Source organism: Streptomyces sp. GL_148 (assembly GCF_057834205.1).
The window spans coordinates 17,427-31,553 of the sequence record NZ_JBYQMC010000003.1; the positions used below are offsets into that span (position 1 = coordinate 17,427).

General features: G+C 72.1%; 14 protein-coding genes and 1 pseudogene. 9 read left to right on the top strand and 6 right to left on the bottom strand.

Features of this window, described 5'->3' with window-relative positions; translation table 11 throughout:
- Nucleotides 1–5 precede the first annotated feature (5 nt).
- A complete protein-coding gene (locus AC3IYI_RS42370; protein ID WP_489412297.1) occupies nt 6–938 on the top strand; it encodes an AraC family transcriptional regulator in 933 nt (310 codons plus the stop codon).
- 16 nt (nt 939–954) lie between these two features.
- Here the strand turns inward: AC3IYI_RS42370 and AC3IYI_RS42375 are convergent, their stop codons facing one another.
- Complete coding sequence (locus AC3IYI_RS42375) at nt 955–1,440, bottom strand: GNAT family N-acetyltransferase (RefSeq protein WP_489412298.1); 486 nt, start codon at nt 1,438–1,440, stop codon at nt 955–957.
- 180 nt (nt 1,441–1,620) lie between these two features.
- On the opposite strand from AC3IYI_RS42375, the gene AC3IYI_RS42380 reads away from it, so the two are divergent.
- On the top strand, nt 1,621–2,169 hold the full coding sequence (locus AC3IYI_RS42380; protein WP_489412299.1) for an anthrone oxygenase family protein: 549 nt from the start codon (nt 1,621–1,623) through the stop codon (nt 2,167–2,169).
- 4 nt (nt 2,170–2,173) lie between these two features.
- On the opposite strand, the gene AC3IYI_RS42385 is transcribed toward AC3IYI_RS42380, so the two are convergent.
- Nucleotides 2,174–2,665 carry an anthrone oxygenase family protein gene (locus AC3IYI_RS42385; RefSeq protein WP_489412300.1) on the bottom strand — a complete coding sequence of 164 codons (492 nt, stop codon included), beginning with the start codon at nt 2,663–2,665 and terminating at the stop codon, nt 2,174–2,176.
- 241 nt (nt 2,666–2,906) lie between these two features.
- Between AC3IYI_RS42385 and gdhA the strand changes: the two genes are divergently transcribed.
- Together gdhA and AC3IYI_RS42395 are read left to right on the top strand one after the other, a co-directional pair.
- On the top strand, nt 2,907–4,271 hold the full coding sequence (gene gdhA, locus AC3IYI_RS42390) for an NADP-specific glutamate dehydrogenase (RefSeq protein WP_489412301.1): 1,365 nt from the start codon (nt 2,907–2,909) through the stop codon (nt 4,269–4,271).
- A gap of 262 nt (nt 4,272–4,533) precedes the next feature.
- The gene (locus AC3IYI_RS42395; protein ID WP_489412436.1) at nt 4,534–5,898 is read left to right on the top strand and encodes an AMP-binding protein; all 1,365 of its coding nucleotides are present in this window, start codon (nt 4,534–4,536) and stop codon (nt 5,896–5,898) included.
- A gap of 58 nt (nt 5,899–5,956) precedes the next feature.
- On the opposite strand, the gene AC3IYI_RS42400 is transcribed toward AC3IYI_RS42395, so the two are convergent.
- Complete coding sequence (locus AC3IYI_RS42400) at nt 5,957–6,412, bottom strand: MarR family transcriptional regulator (protein WP_489412302.1); 456 nt, start codon at nt 6,410–6,412, stop codon at nt 5,957–5,959.
- A gap of 147 nt (nt 6,413–6,559) precedes the next feature.
- Here AC3IYI_RS42400 and AC3IYI_RS42405 point away from each other — a divergent pair, with 147 nt between their 5' ends.
- The 3 genes from AC3IYI_RS42405 (at nt 6,560) to AC3IYI_RS42415 (ending at nt 9,066) form a co-directional block, all read left to right on the top strand.
- Nucleotides 6,560–7,411 (top strand): alpha/beta fold hydrolase, encoded by an 852-nt coding sequence (locus AC3IYI_RS42405; protein ID WP_489412303.1) that lies wholly within the window; start codon nt 6,560–6,562, stop codon nt 7,409–7,411.
- Nucleotides 7,412–7,463: 52 nt separating this feature from the next.
- Nucleotides 7,464–8,357, top strand: a complete 894-nt coding sequence (locus AC3IYI_RS42410; RefSeq protein ID WP_489412304.1) for a DMT family transporter — start codon at nt 7,464–7,466, stop codon at nt 8,355–8,357.
- A gap of 82 nt (nt 8,358–8,439) precedes the next feature.
- A complete protein-coding gene (locus tag AC3IYI_RS42415; protein WP_489412305.1) occupies nt 8,440–9,066 on the top strand; it encodes a hypothetical protein in 627 nt (208 codons plus the stop codon).
- A gap of 214 nt (nt 9,067–9,280) precedes the next feature.
- Here AC3IYI_RS42415 and AC3IYI_RS42420 read toward each other — a convergent pair whose 3' ends face one another.
- The 3 genes and pseudogenes from AC3IYI_RS42420 to AC3IYI_RS42430 all read right to left on the bottom strand — a co-directional run bounded on the left by AC3IYI_RS42420 (nt 9,281) and on the right by AC3IYI_RS42430 (nt 11,503).
- Nucleotides 9,281–9,703, bottom strand: coding sequence for a GNAT family N-acetyltransferase (locus AC3IYI_RS42420; RefSeq protein WP_489412437.1), 423 nt, complete (start codon nt 9,701–9,703; stop codon nt 9,281–9,283).
- 39 nt (nt 9,704–9,742) lie between these two features.
- Nucleotides 9,743–10,462 (bottom strand): annotated as a pseudogene (locus AC3IYI_RS42425) (alpha/beta fold hydrolase); the annotation flags it as partial.
- 9 nt (nt 10,463–10,471) lie between these two features.
- A complete protein-coding gene (locus AC3IYI_RS42430) occupies nt 10,472–11,503 on the bottom strand; it encodes an endonuclease/exonuclease/phosphatase family protein (protein WP_489412438.1) in 1,032 nt (343 codons plus the stop codon).
- Nucleotides 11,504–12,027: 524 nt separating this feature from the next.
- Here AC3IYI_RS42430 and AC3IYI_RS42435 point away from each other — a divergent pair.
- Both AC3IYI_RS42435 and AC3IYI_RS42440 read left to right on the top strand, forming a co-directional pair.
- The gene (locus AC3IYI_RS42435) at nt 12,028–13,104 is read left to right on the top strand and encodes an ABC transporter substrate-binding protein (RefSeq protein WP_489412439.1); all 1,077 of its coding nucleotides are present in this window, start codon (nt 12,028–12,030) and stop codon (nt 13,102–13,104) included.
- Nucleotides 13,105–13,273: 169 nt separating this feature from the next.
- Nucleotides 13,274–13,969, top strand: a complete 696-nt coding sequence (locus AC3IYI_RS42440; RefSeq protein WP_489412306.1) for a ScbR family autoregulator-binding transcription factor — start codon at nt 13,274–13,276, stop codon at nt 13,967–13,969.
- Nucleotides 13,970–14,127 lie beyond the last annotated feature (158 nt).

Sequence of the window (14,127 nt, forward strand, 5' to 3'; positions counted from 1 at the left end):
GGCCGATGGACACGCTGACGGCTCTGCTCGAAGGCCCCAAAGCCAAATCCGCCTTCCTCATCAAGTGCGCGTTCGACCCGCCCTGGTCGGTCCGGATCGAGGACCGGGCCCCGCTGTCGGTGATGACGATGGTGCACGGATCGGCGTGGCTGATGCCGGACGGGGGCGAGCCGGTGCTCATCGCGCCGGGTGAGGCGGTCCTGGTGCGGGGACCGGGTCCGTACACCCTCGCCGACGCCAAGGACACGCCCCCGCAGATCAGGGTGGGTCCGGACCAGCGGTGCAGCAGGGTGGACGGCGGGGAGGACGTGTCCGACTCCATGGCCCTGGGAGTACGGACCTGGGGCGCGGCGGCGGGCTCGGCGGTGCTGCTGAGCGGCACCTACCAGGACCCGGGCGAGATCGGCAGCCGCCTGCTCACCGCGCTTCCGCCGGTGCTGGTCGGCCCGGTGGACCCGACGCTGGTCGGGCTGCTGGGCGTCGAGATCTCCCGTACGGAGCCGGCCCAGGAGCTCGTTCTGAACCGGCTGCTGGACCTGCTGTTGATCGGCGTCGTACGCGGCTGGCTCGCGGAGCGGGGCGGCGCCGAGAACGACCCGGTCACCGGTCCGGCGCTGCGGCTGCTGCACGAGAACCCCGCGTACGGCTGGACCGTGGAGTTGCTGGCCCGCAAAGTCGGCGTCTCGCGGGCCGCGTTGGCCCGCCGCTTCACCGAGCTGGTCGGCGAACCCCCGATGTCGTATCTGACGGGCTGGCGGCTGGCCCTGGCGGCTGACCTGCTGCGCGACCCGTCCGCGACGCTCGCCTCGGTCGCCCACCAGGTCGGCTACAGCTCGGCGTTCGCGCTCTCGACGGCCTTCAAGCGGGTACGGGGGGTCAGCCCGCGGGAATACCGGGCGGGGGCGGGGGCCGCGGCCGCGGCCGCGGCCGCGGGGTAGGGGGCGGAGCCGGAGGTCAGGGAGTCCGGAGGTCCAGGACGGCCACGGTTTCGCCGTCGCTCTCTTCGCCCGTCGGGCGGAAGCCGAGGGCGAGGTAGAAGGGTTCGGGGGTGCCGGGGCCCGGGTGCCAGGTGACGTAGGCGTGGGAGGCGCCTCTGCGGCGGAGTTCGGCGATGACCGCCGTGACCGCGAAGCGGCCGTAGCCCTTGGACTGGTGGGCGGCCGATATGTTCAGGCGCCAGAGGCCGGAGCGGATGTCGTGGGGGTCCTCGGCCGGGCTCCAGGCGATGTCGAGGAAGGCCATCACGAAGCCGACGACCTCGTCGCCGTCGACGATCGCCCGGGGCCAGGCCGTCTCCCCGTGGGCGTCCGCCTCCACCAGTGACTTCGCGACCGGGGAGACGAGGTGCTCCTGGTCGGGGCGGACCGACAGCGCGCAGACGGAGGCGAAGTTGTCGGGGGTGACCGGGGCGAGGTGGAGGGACTTCACGGGTGTGCTCATTCGCGCAGCCTACGTGTGCGTTACATGTGAGTTGGCGGCGGCTGGGCGGCACCGAAGGTTCACTGGCCCGATGGGGTGGGCGGTGGCACGATCAACAGCCGTCGGGGGGCGGTGGGAGCCTCCCGCGTTTCAGGTTTCGGATTTCGGGTTTCGGGTTTCGGACTTACGGGGGCACAGCTGATGGGATCCACCGGCACCAGACTCTCCACCGCACTGCTCGTACTGTCGACCGTACTGGTCGGCCTGATGGCGGGGCTGTTCTTCGCCTTCGACGTCTCGGTGATGCCGGGACTGGCGAAGACCGACGACCGTACGTACGTCACGGCGATGCAGAGCTTCAACGCCGTCATCGACGGCAACCCGCTCTTCGGGACGGTCTTCGTCGTCGCGCTGCTCGCCGCCTTCGCGGCGGCGTTCGTCGAGGCGCGGGCGGGGCGCCGTGCGGTCGCTCTGTGGGCGGCGGTGGCCGCGGCGGCGTACCTCGTCGTGCTCGTCGTCACCTTCGCGGTCAACATCCCGCTCAACAACGAGCTCGCCGACTTGGGTGACGCAGCGAAGCTGACCGACTTCTCGGTCGTCGAGAAGTTCAAGGGCACCTGGGAGACGGCGAACATCGTGCGCACCCTGCTCTGCGCGGCGGCGCTGACCGCCCTGGCGCGGGCGCTCGTACTGTACGGGCGGGCGACAGGGGCGGCGGCGGCGTCGGCGGCGGCCGGGGCCGGTCGCTGACGGGCTAGGCGGCTGTCGCCAGGAGGGCCCAGGACTGGCAGGCCAGGGCGGCCGTGCACAGGGCGGTACGCCAGCGGTTGGCGGGTACCCACTTCGTCTCGAACGCCGCGCGCACGGCGGCCGGATCGGCGATCCGCTCGGCGGGGCCGGCCGCCTCCAGGGCGTTGTTGAGCGGGATGTTCACCCGGCCGGTGACCACGACGGCGAGCACGTAGAGGACGAGGGCGCCCGTCAGCGCGGGGAGCGGCGCGTGCTCGCCTGCGGGCAGGTGGAGGGCCAGGGCGAGGCCGGTGAAGAGGAGCGCGCCCAGGAAGGCCAGCATGAACCAGCCATTGATGATGGAGGTGTTCACGCGCTGCATGACGGAGACGAGGGTTCGGTCGTCGGAGCGCTTGAGGGCCGGCATCACCGAGACGTCGAAGGCGAAGAAGAGGCCGGCCATCAGGCCCGTGGTGAGCGTCGCGGCGACGAGGGCGGCGAGCCGTGCGATGTCCATGCGGCCTGTCTACGTCCTTGCTCCTGGTTCTGTCCATGGTGGAGTGGGAGCCGAGTGGTCCACGGTGGAGTAGGGGCCGAGCCGAGCAGGCCGGAAAGGCTCGTGGTCGTGGTCGGTGGGCGGGGTACCCTCCGGCTGGGGCTGTGTTCGGATAATGGATTCCGCGATGCGGAAGTCTGGTCCGGAGCTCCGAGCCGCATCTCGGAGCCGGTCCCGGCGTAGACACCAGGAGGAACAGACCGTGACGGACCCCAAGGACCCGCAGGGCCGGCTGGACGCGCTGCGCGGCGACATCGAGCGCCGCAACCCCGCCCAGCCCGAGTTCCACCAGGCCGTACGGGAGGTCCTGGACACCCTGGCCCCCGTTTTCGCAGCACGTCCCGAGTACGCGGAACCGGGTGTGGCCCTGCTGGAGCGGCTCACCGAGCCGGAGCGGCAGATCATCTTCCGGGTGCCGTGGCAGGACGACCGTGGTCGCGTCCACGTCAACCGTGGCTACCGCGTCGAATTCAACAGCGCGCTGGGCCCGTACAAGGGCGGCCTGCGCTTCCACCCGTCCGTGGACATCGGCGTCGTGAAGTTCCTCGGCTTCGAGCAGATCTTCAAGAACGCGCTGACCGGGCTCGGCATCGGCGGCGGCAAGGGCGGCAGCGACTTCGACCCGCGCGGCAGGTCCGATGCCGAGGTCATGCGGTTCTGCCAGTCCTTCATGACCGAGCTCCACCGTCACATTGGTGAGCACACGGATGTCCCCGCGGGCGACATCGGCGTCGGCGGCCGCGAGATCGGCTACCTCTTCGGCCAGTACCGGCGCATCACCAACCGCTGGGAGGCCGGCGTCCTGACCGGCAAGGGCCAGGGCTGGGGCGGCTCGCTGATCCGCCCCCAGGCCACGGGCTACGGCAGCGTGCTGTTCGCCGCCGAAATGCTGGCGGTCAAGGGGCTGTCGCTCGACGGGCTGACGGCCGTTGTCTCCGGTTCGGGCAACGTGGCGCTGTACACGATCGAGAAGCTGCAGCAGCTGGGGGCGAACCCGCTGACCGCGTCCGACTCGCAGGGGTACGTGGTGGACGAGAAGGGCATCGATCTCGCGCTGCTGAAGCAGATCAAGGAGGTCGAGCGCGGGCGCGTGAGCGAGTACGCGCAGCGTCGCGGGCCGTCGGCGCGGTTCGTGCCGGGCGGCCGGGTGTGGGACGTGGCGGCGGAGGTGGCCTTCCCGTCGGCCACGCAGAACGAGCTGAACGCCGATGACGCACGGACGCTGATCGCCAACGGGGTCAGGGCGGTGTCGGAGGGCGCGAACATGCCGACCACGCCGGAGGCGGTGCACCTGCTGCAGGCGGCCGGGGTGTCCTTCGGGCCCGGCAAGGCGGCGAACGCGGGCGGAGTCGCGGTGAGCGCGCTGGAGATGGCGCAGAACGCGGGGCGCGTGGCGTGGAGCGCGGAGCGGGTCGAGGCGGAGCTGGCGGGGATCATGCGGGACATCCACGCGGTGTCGTACGCGACCGCCGAGCGGTACGGCTCCGCCGGAGACTATGTGGCCGGGGCGAACATCGCTGGGTTTGAGCGGGTGGCGGATGCGATGTTGGCGCAGGGGTTGATCTGACGCGCCGGCGCCTTTGGCGCCCCTGACGCGCTGAGGTAGGGGGCTGGGGGTGTGTGTCCCCTACCCGCCCTTCCTCCGTTCCCCGGGCTGCGCCCGGACCGCCGGGAGCCGGGGCTGCGCCCGGGCTCCCGGCGGTCCGCCCTGGACCCCGCGCCTCACACGCCGGCGGGGCTGGGGTGGGCGAGGCCGGGGTGGGCGAGGCCGGGGTGGGCGAGGCTGGGTGGGCTGGGTAGGGGTGGGCGGTCTTAGGGTGGGGCGGTTGATGGTGATCGACTCCGTAGGGGGATCAGTGCTGACCGCGCTCACCGGGGTGTATGGAGACCGGCCCGATGCCCTGCGGGTGGCCGGGCGGGATGCCTCCTATGAGGAACTGCTCGGCGCGGCGCGGGCCGTGGCTGCCGATGTCGCCGGGGCGCCCGCCTTCGCGGTGACCGCGACGGCCTCGCTGGAGACCGTCGCCGCCGTCGTCGGCGGGCTGCTGGCCGGGGTGCCCTTCGTACCGCTGCCGCCCGACGCGGGGCCCGCCGAGCGGGAGCACATCCTGCGGGACTCCGGCGCGGTGCTCGTCGACGTGGACTTCGAACGGCGCGGAGACGGGGACGCGGGCGTGGTGGCGGGCCCCGGGCAGCCGGCGCTGATTCTTTACACCTCCGGGACCACCGGCCCGCCCAAGGGGGTCGTCCTCACCGCCGAAGCCGTGGCCGCCGATCTCGACGCCCTCGCCGAAGCCTGGCAGTGGAGCGCCGAGGACACCCTCGTGCACGGGCTGCCGCTGTTCCATGTGCATGGCCTGGTCCTCGGGGTGCTCGGAGCGCTGCGGACCGGCAGTCGTCTCGTACACACCGGGCGGCCCACCCCGGAGGCCTATGCGGAGGCCGGGGGCAGCCTGTACTTCGGGGTGCCGACCGTGTGGTCCCGTATCGCCGGGGCGCCGGCGGCCGCCGCCGCGCTGGGCGGGGCGCGGCTGCTCGTCTCGGGCAGTGCCGCGCTGCCCGCGCCGGTCTTCCGGGACCTGGAGCGGCTGACCGGGCTGCGGCCCGTGGAGCGGTACGGGATGACCGAGACGCTGATCACCGTCAGCGGGCGCGCGGGCGGGGAGGTGCGGCCCGGCACGGTCGGCACTCCGATCCGGGGCATCCGTACGCGGATCGCGGCGGAGGCGGGCGCGGAGATCGGCGAGCTCCAGCTCACCGGGCCGACGCTGTTCTCCGGGTACTTGGGCCGGCCCGAGGCCACGGCCGCCGCCTATACGGAGGACGGGTGGTTCCGTACGGGCGACATCGCGGCCGTCGACGAGGCCGACGGAGTACACCGGATCGTCGGCCGGGCCTCCATCGACATGATCAAGTCGGGTGGGTACCGGATCGGCGCCGGCGAGATCGAGAACGCTCTGCTGGATCACCCCAAGGTGAGCGAGGCGGCGGTCGTGGGGCTGCCGGACGCGGATCTCGGGCAGCGGATCGTGGCCTTCGTGGTGGCCGAGGGCGTCACGGGTCCGGAACTGACGGACTTCGTCGCCGCGCACCTGTCGGTGCACAAGCGGCCGCGCGAGGTGCGGTTCGTGGCGGCGATTCCGCGCAATGCGATGGGCAAGCCGCAGAAGAAGCTGCTGCTGGGCGACGCCTGACGGTGTGTGTATCGGCGCGGGCGGGCCTGTCGTGCCTGCCCCCTTCTGGGCCCCCGGGTTAGTGGGTGTCGCGGGGGACCAGGTGGCGGGCCAGGACCTCCAGGGCGCGGGTCAGCTCCGGCAGCCGTTCTGCTTCGGTCTCGCCGAGGGCGCGGGCGAGGGCGTCCTCGACCTTGGACGCCCCGGCGGCGCGTACGGCGGCCACGCGCGCGGAGGTGCCGGGGGACTGGCGGACCAGCGTGCGGCGGCGGTCGGCCGGGTCGGGCGAGGTCTGTACGGAGCCGGCCTCGCGCAGGCGGGCGACGGCCCCGGAGACCTGGCTCTGCGGGAGGCCCGTGCGCTGGGCCGTCTCCCCGACCGTGGTGTCGGGGTGCGCGGCGATGTCGCCGGCCACGATCACGACGGAGCGGGTGCCGCCGGCGTACTGTCCCGGGCCGCCGGGGGGCTCGGGCAGGGCCTCTTCGCCGAGCTTCATCAAGGCGCGGCCCAGCAGGAAGAGTTCGATTCCGTCCACGGGAGCACGGTACATCGGAACCGTCGAAGCATCGAAGGAGATGTATCTTTTTTGATCCATCTATATTGATGTATCTGATTCGATGGGTTAGGGTGGTTGCAGAGAGTGGACGGACTGGGGGTCCGGAGCCGCGAGCAAGGAGTGATCATGTCTGTCAGCGTCGAGTCCGCCGTCACCGGCACGCTTCCGGTTCAGGGTGCCGTGATCCACTACCAACTGCAGGGCTCCGGCCCGCTGCTGCTCATCGCGCAGAGCGGGGAGGGGGACGCCGACCGCACGGCGGATCTCGTCCCGCACCTCGCCGACGCCTTCACCGTACTGACCTATGACCGCCGTGGACTCTCGCGCAGCCGGCCGGAGGAGCCCGGCCGGACCGCGTCGCTGGCCGAGCACGCCGAAGACGTACACCGGCTGCTGGCGTCCGTCACCGACGAGCCGGTGATGATGCTCGGGTGCAGCCTGGGGGCCGTCATCGGCCTGCACCTGGCCGTTCGGCACCCGGAGCGGGTGAGCACCCTCATCGCGCACGAGCCGGTGGCCCCGCGGCTGCTGCCCGAGGGGGAGCGGGGCCGGCACGTGGCCGAGCTCGAGGGGTTGCAGGGCATCTACCGCACGGGCGGCCTCGAAGCCGTCTTTCCGGAGATGGCGCGGGTCCTCGGGATAGACCTCGCACGGCGTGACGCGGAGCCGGGCCTGACTCCGCAACCCCTGGACGAGCGCAGGCGGGCCAACTTCGGCTACTTCATCGAGCACGACTTCACGGCGATCGTCGAGGACACCCTCGATGTGGACGCCCTCACCCGGACCCGGACGCGCATCATCCCGGCGCTGGGCACCGCCACCCCGTCCACCGTCTTCGACCACCGGTGCGCGACGGAACTCGCGGCCCTCCTGGACACGGAGATACGGGTCTTCCCGGGCGGCCACAACGGCAACACCACGCACCCCCGGGGCTATGCGGAGCTGCTGCGGGGTGTGCTGGCTCCGGGCGGAGCGTAGGGCGCCGGAAAAGGGCAACGGGGTTTTCGGGCGGGGCAGGTAGCTTGCTCGCATGGACAAGACGTCTGATCAGGTCAGGACCGACTGGCGGGCGCTGATAGCCGCCGGAGTGACCGTCGTGCTGTGGGCCTCCGCGTTCGTTTCCATCCGCTCGGCGGCCGCGCACTTCGAGCCCGGAGCGCTGGCGTTCGGGCGCTTGCTGACAGCCTCGGCCGCGCTCGGGCTGGTATTGGTCGTCAAGCGGGTGCCGCCGCCGCCGAAGCAGGCGTGGCCCGGGATCCTTCTCTCCGGGGTGCTCTGGTTCGGGCTCTACATGGTGACGCTGAACTGGGGCGAGCAGCTCGTGGACGCCGGCACCGCGGCGATGATCGTCAACATCGGCCCGATCGTGATCGCCCTGCTCAGCGGCTGGCTGTTGAAGGAGGGTTTCCCGCCCATGCTGTTGGCGGGCATGGCGGTCTCCTTCGCCGGAGCGGTGCTGGTCGGACTGTCCACCTCGAACGGTGGGACCGCCTCGCTGGGAGGGGTGCTGCTCTGCCTGGTCGCCGCGCTCACGTACGGAGCCGGGGTGGTCGCGCAGAAGCCGGCGCTGGCGTACGCGAGCCCGATCCAGGTGACCACGTACGGCTGCTTCGTCGGTACGGCCGTCACCCTGCCGTTCGTCGGGCAGCTCGTCGACCAGCTTCCCGGGGCCCCGCTCGACGCCGTCCTCAACATGCTCTACCTGGGGCTCTTCCCGACCGCGCTCGCCTTCACCACCTGGACGTACGCGCTGTCGCGGACCACCGCGGGGAAGATGGGCGCGACCACCTACGCGGTGCCCGCCGTCGTGGTGCTCATCGCCTGGATCGCCCTCGACGAGATCCCGGCCGCGCTGACCCTGCTCGGCGGTGCGGTCTGCCTCACCGGCGTCGCCGTCTCCCGGAGACGCCGGGTCCCGGCCTAGCTAGGAGCTGTCCGGCCGATCACGTGGAGGGGGGAGGGCGTGGCCAGCCGGGAGTGGTCGGCCGTTGCTAAAGTGCGCCTCGATGGGTATCCGGGAACGCGACCGCAAGGTGTACCAGCCTCTGCGCAGGGCCGGCCTCCAGGTGATCCCGAACTCGGTGCCGGCGGGCACGATGCCGTACGTCCCCGGATGCGGCGTGGAGGACGTGACCGATGGCTTCTCGCACCGGTACGACACCCCGCGGCTGGTCGAACGGCTCAATGCCGACTGGTACGACCTCGCGGCGTCCTCAGGGTTGTTCGACCATCGGCGCGAGTTCCTCCTGCAGCTCCCACAGGGCACCCGTTCACACCGAGCCGCCCTGGAGCACATGCACTCCGGCAACTGGGCACCGGCGCTCTGGACCCGGGTCCGGCTCCTCGACCGCTGGGACATCATGGGCCGGGGCGCCGCGTCGGCGTTCCTCGGCGTGCACTCGGGTCACCCGGGCTTCGCAATGATGGCCCTCGACGGCAGCGTGTACGTCCGTGCCTCGACGGGTGAGACCGGCATCGGCGTGCTCGCCGTGCGCCACCCGGACCGCTCGGAGAACATCCTGCGGCACCTGGAACGAATCGCGCGCGACGGCTCTCCCTACGTCAACCGTGAGTACACGCAGCGGGTCGCTGCCTGGCTTGCCGGCCGGCCGGGGAGCCCTTCAGGTCGCTGAGCCTGGTGGGCGGGGGGTCGAGGCGCCTCGCTCGGGGATATCGGCCGAGCATTCCTTGTTCAGGTCGTAGAGCCTGCGGCGGTCGTCCTCTGTGTCGCCGAGTCGGGCGAGGGTCGTGAAGCTGAAGCCCGCCGCGCGGCGCCGGTCGACGTACGGCGTGAACGGGCGGAGTCGAAGGTGCGGACCGTGAGTTCGAGGCGGACCCAGTGGACGCTCACGCGAGGCGCAGGTCTATGAAGGGCACGGTGTCGCCGGGGAGGACGTAGCGGTCGAACTCGATGAAGCCGGCTCGTCGCGCGAAGCTGAGGCCCTCCGGGTTGGAGGCGAGGACCACGGTCTCGATCACCTCGCCGCCTCGGGCTCGTGCCTGGGTGAGTGCGTAGGCGTACAGCTCTCGGCCGAACCCCCGTCCCCGGTATGCGGGCAGGACCCGTGCGATCACCGTGGCGGTCGTGGAGCCGGCGGTGGGGGGTCGGACCGTCGTGCATCCGACGAGGGTGTCGCCGAGGTGGGCGATGTGCAGGACGTGGCGCGCGGAGCGCTCCCGTATCTCTTCGAGGGAGAGGACGGCCGTCGGGATGACCGAGTTGTGGACGTGCTGCCAGTCGTTCAGGGCGGCTTCGGAGGCGGCGTGCACCGGGTCGATGCGGAGGGAGGAAGCAGGCGGCGGGGTGTCCTGGGCGGCGGCGTCGAGGAGGACGCGGGCCAGGGCGGAGGGGGCGGAGAACATCGGCCAGTGGCCCGTGTCCAGGGTGACGAGCTGCCAGTCCGGGCCGGTGGACAGGAGCTCCGCCACGTCGGGGTGGGGTTCGGCGCCGTCCAGCAGGCATTTGACGTAGGTCGCGGGGAGCTCGGCGAGCGGGTGGGTCAGTACGGCCGGCTCGGTGAGCGTGGCGCCCGGGTGCGGGGTCGCGTCCGCGAGGAGCCTGGCGATCTGTTCGGAGGTGAGGCCCTGGTCCTCGTAGTCGGCGGCCTGTTGGGGTGGCCAGAAAGCGTTGTTCGCCGCGATGGAGGACTCCACGGCTGAGCGGCCCTCCGGCCAGGCGGAGACGAAGGATCCATTGTGGGTGGGGACGTTGGCGTCGACGAAGACCACCCGGTTCAGGCGGGCGCCGATCCGCTCGGCGGCCTGGCCGACCGGGATGCCGGCGTAACTGTGGCCCACGAGGACCACATCGCGCAGACCGAGTCCGTCGATGGCGTCGACTATGTCCGTGACGTGCGTCTGCTGGCCGGCCGCGACGCCCTGCTTGTCCGCGAGGCCGGACAGGGTCAGCGCGTGGACCTCGTGGTCGCCGCGGCCCGTGGTGCGCAGTGCGGTGCGGAGTTCGGCGGCCACCTCGTCCCATGCCGCCGCTCCCAGCCAGGTGCCTGCCACCAGTACGAAGTCAGTCATGAACGTACGTTAATCGAACCGGATGTCGGCGGTGAGGGGCAGGTGATCGCTGGGGGTGGCGGGGAGCGTACGGACGTGGTGCACGCTGCCCGAGCGGGCCAGGATCTGGTCGATCCGGGCCAGGGGGAATGCGGCGGGCCAGGTGAAGGCGAAGCCGGGGGTGGGTGTCGCCGTTGCTGCCAGGGCGGTGCGGACAGGGGCGAGGCCGCGGTCGTCGGCGGTGCCGTTGAGGTCCCCGAGCAGGACGACGCGGTCGGCGGGTTCCGCGGCGAGGACGGCGCCGAGGAGGAGGGCGCTCTCGTCACGGCGGGCGGAGCCGAAGCCGGAGGCGCCGAGGCGCAGGGAGGGCAGGTGGACGACGTAGACGGCGACGGGTCCGCCGGGGGTGGCGGCGGTGGCGCGCAGGGCGCGGTTCCAGTGGGGGTCGCCGGCGAGGGCCGTTGGCCTGATGTCGACGGGGCGGACGTCGGTGAGCGGGTGGGTCGACCAGAGGCCGACCGTGCCGTGCGTGGCGTGGTGGGGGTAGCCGGCGGCGAGGGTGGCGGCGAAAGCCGTGATGGCGGCGGGGGTGAGCTCCTCGACGGCGATGAGGGCGGGGTGGTCGGCGGCGAGGGCCTTGGCCGTGCGGGAGGGGTTCGGGTTCTCGTCGCCGATGTTGTGCTGGACGGCGGTGAGGGTGGGGTGGGAAGTGGACGGTGTGGCGGGGTGGGAAGTGGACGGTGTGGCGGGGTGGGGGAGGAGGCTGCCGAACTGGCCCAGCCAGGCGGCGGTGGGGAGTAGGAGGGCCAGGGCGGTGGCGGCGGAGCGGCGTCGGAGGGCCAGGGCGAGGAGGAGGGGGACGGCGAGGCCGAGCCAGGGGAGGAACGTTTCCAGCAAGCTGCCGGGATGGCCGGGGGTGTTGGGGACGAGGGAAGGGCGGGTGAGGAGCGCGGCGAGGAGGAGGGAGAGGAGCGCGGGGAGGAGTACGGGGAGGGCTGCCGTGTGGGCTGCGAGCCGGGGGAGCGGGCGGCGGCCGGGGCGGGGCGGCCGGCGGAGGGGGATGAGGAGGGGGCGGGGGAGAGGTTTGGCAGTGGGGCCGGGAGTCGGGTCGGGGGTCGGGCAGGGTGTGGGGCTGGGCGGTGGGCCGGGAGTGGGGTCGGTGGTTGGGCGGGGAGTGGGGCCGGGTGTGGGGTTGGGGGTCGGGCCGGTGGTCGCGTCGGGGGTTGGGCGGGGTGTGGGGCCGGTGGTTGGGCGGGGAGTTGGGCTGGGTGTGGGGCCAGGAGGCAGGTTGGGGGGTGGGGGCGGGTTTGTTTGGGGCATGGGGCCGTTTCTGGCTGGGGGTGGTGGGTCGGGCGGCTGGTACGACGACGTTGGGGGCGGGGGGCCGGTTCCCGCGAGGTGTGCGTCCGCGTCCGGGGAGTAAGCGGTTGCCTTGGGTACGTGGGGGTGGATCCAATGGGCGGATGATCAAACGGGCGCGTCGGGCCGACTTCGGTCGCGTCGGCGTGGGGATAGAGGAGCGCCACACTGTGAACGCCTCGGCATTGCCGTCATCGGGGGAGCGGGCCGGCGGGCCGGCCGTGCGATTGGGGGCCCTCGCGCCGTTGACGCCGCCCGGCTGGGTTGATGCGGGGCGGCACTTGCTCGCGGGGCTCGAGCTGGCCGTGCGCGAGGTCAACGACGCGGGAGGGGTCGGTGGCCGGCCGCTGGAGCTCGTGGTCCGGGATACCGCGGCCGATCCGGAGCGGGCCGCGGCGGCCGTGGAGGAGCTGGCCGGTCTGGGTGTGGCAGCGGTGGTGGGGGAGTACCACAGCGTCGTCGCACGGGCCGCCGCCGCCCGGGCGGACGCCCTCGGCGTGCCGTTCCTCTGCTCCTCCGCGGTCCTCGACGCGCTCACCGAGGAGCCGACGGAGTGGGTCGCGCGCCTGGCCCCGGCCCAGTCCCACGGCTGGCGGACGTACGCGGACTTCCTCCTCGGGGCGGGCCACAGCCGGATCGCGGTGGCGACCCAGCCGAGTGTCTATTGGGCTTCCGGGACCCGCATCCTGCGGGATCATTTCGCTTCCCGCGGCGGGGCCGTGGTCGAGATCGACGCCAACGGGCTCGCCCCCGGGGAGCTGTGCGACGCGCTCGTCGAGCACGGGACGACGGCGCTCCTCCTGCTGGTCGGGTATCCGGAGCCGGCGGCGCCGATCGTCAGGGCCGTACGGGGGGACCGGCGGCTCGGGGAGGTCCTGATCGGCGCCCCGGCCGGGCAGCCGGAGTTCGCTGGATGGGCCGAGGCGTTGGGCGCGGACGGCGCCGGGATCCCCTTCCTGCGCTACCTGCCCGAACGACTCGGTGCCCTCGGCGACCGGGTGGGGAAGGAGCTCCGCGAGCGGCTGGGCGAGGAGCCCTCGTTCGTGGCGTTCGAGGGCTGGGACAGCGTCACCGTCCTCGCCGAGGTGCTGCGTTCGCACGGCACGGACCGGGCGGCCATCGCCGGGGCATGGCCGCGCGTGGAGGTCGAGGGGACCCGCGGACCGATCCGGTTCTCCCGGACGCCGGGGATCAGCGTCTGGCAGTGGGCCTGGACACCGGTCCGTGTGGTCGACCGGGACCCGCAGGAGCTCGGCCGCTTCCGGATCCTGCACGACCGGGGCGAGGGGAACGGCCCGCGCTGACCCGGCACCCGGCCGGCCGCGATGACCCGCCGCCCTGCAGCCGTGGCATGTCTGGGTTCGCCGTAAGATACGTGCTGCCTGGTATAATTTGCACCGGCTGTTTTCGGTGACATGCTCCTACCTCCGAGGAGGTGCATCGATGGCTGCCAGCACCATGGAAGGAGCGAAGGTGTCTCAGAGGGAGGCTTCTCGGCGCACCCGGCGACTCATCGTCGAGGCCGCCGGCGCCGTGTTCGCGGAGAAGGGCTTCAACGGGGCCACGATCGCGGACGTCTACCAGCGGCTCGGCCTGACCAAGGGCGCTTTCTACTACTACTTCAAGGGCAAGGAAGAGCTGGCCCAGGCCGTCCTGGCCAGCCAGATCGACACGGTCGGCTTCCCGGTCCTGCCGCGGAGCACCCGCCTCCAGGAGATGATCGACAAGGGCATGCTCTTTGCCGTTCAGATCCGCAGTGATCCGATCGTGCAGGGCAGCCTGAGGCTCTCCCTGGAGCGCGGCAGCCACCACGAGCACCGTCTGCGGCCCTACCAGGACTGGATCGACCACAACCGGTTCGCCCTGGGGCAGGCCCGTGAGTGCGGCGAACTCCACGCGCACGTGGACCTGGACGCGGTCGCGAACCTCATCGTCGGCGCCTTCACCGGAGTGCAGGTGCTCTCTGAGGTGATGTCCGGCTGGGAGGACCTGGAAGTGCGGGTATCCGTGCTGCTCAGGCACATCATGCCGATCATCGCGCTGCCGACGGTACTGGCCGAACTCGACATGGCTCCCGGCCGCGCCGACCGGGTCGTCGCCGACCTGGAGAAGCACCTGCGGGAACGGGCCGACGCCGAACCCGTCGATCCGGCCGAGCTCCAGGCCTAGTACGTCCCGTGGGAAGAGCCGGCAGCTCGCCGTCGCGATGAGCGCCCGCGCCCGCCCTCGGCATCTCCTGCACCGGTCTCGCATCGGTCTCGCATCGGGATTCTGATCCTGTGGCCATGCCCTCCTTGGGGGCATGGCCACAGGTATGTCCGCAGTCG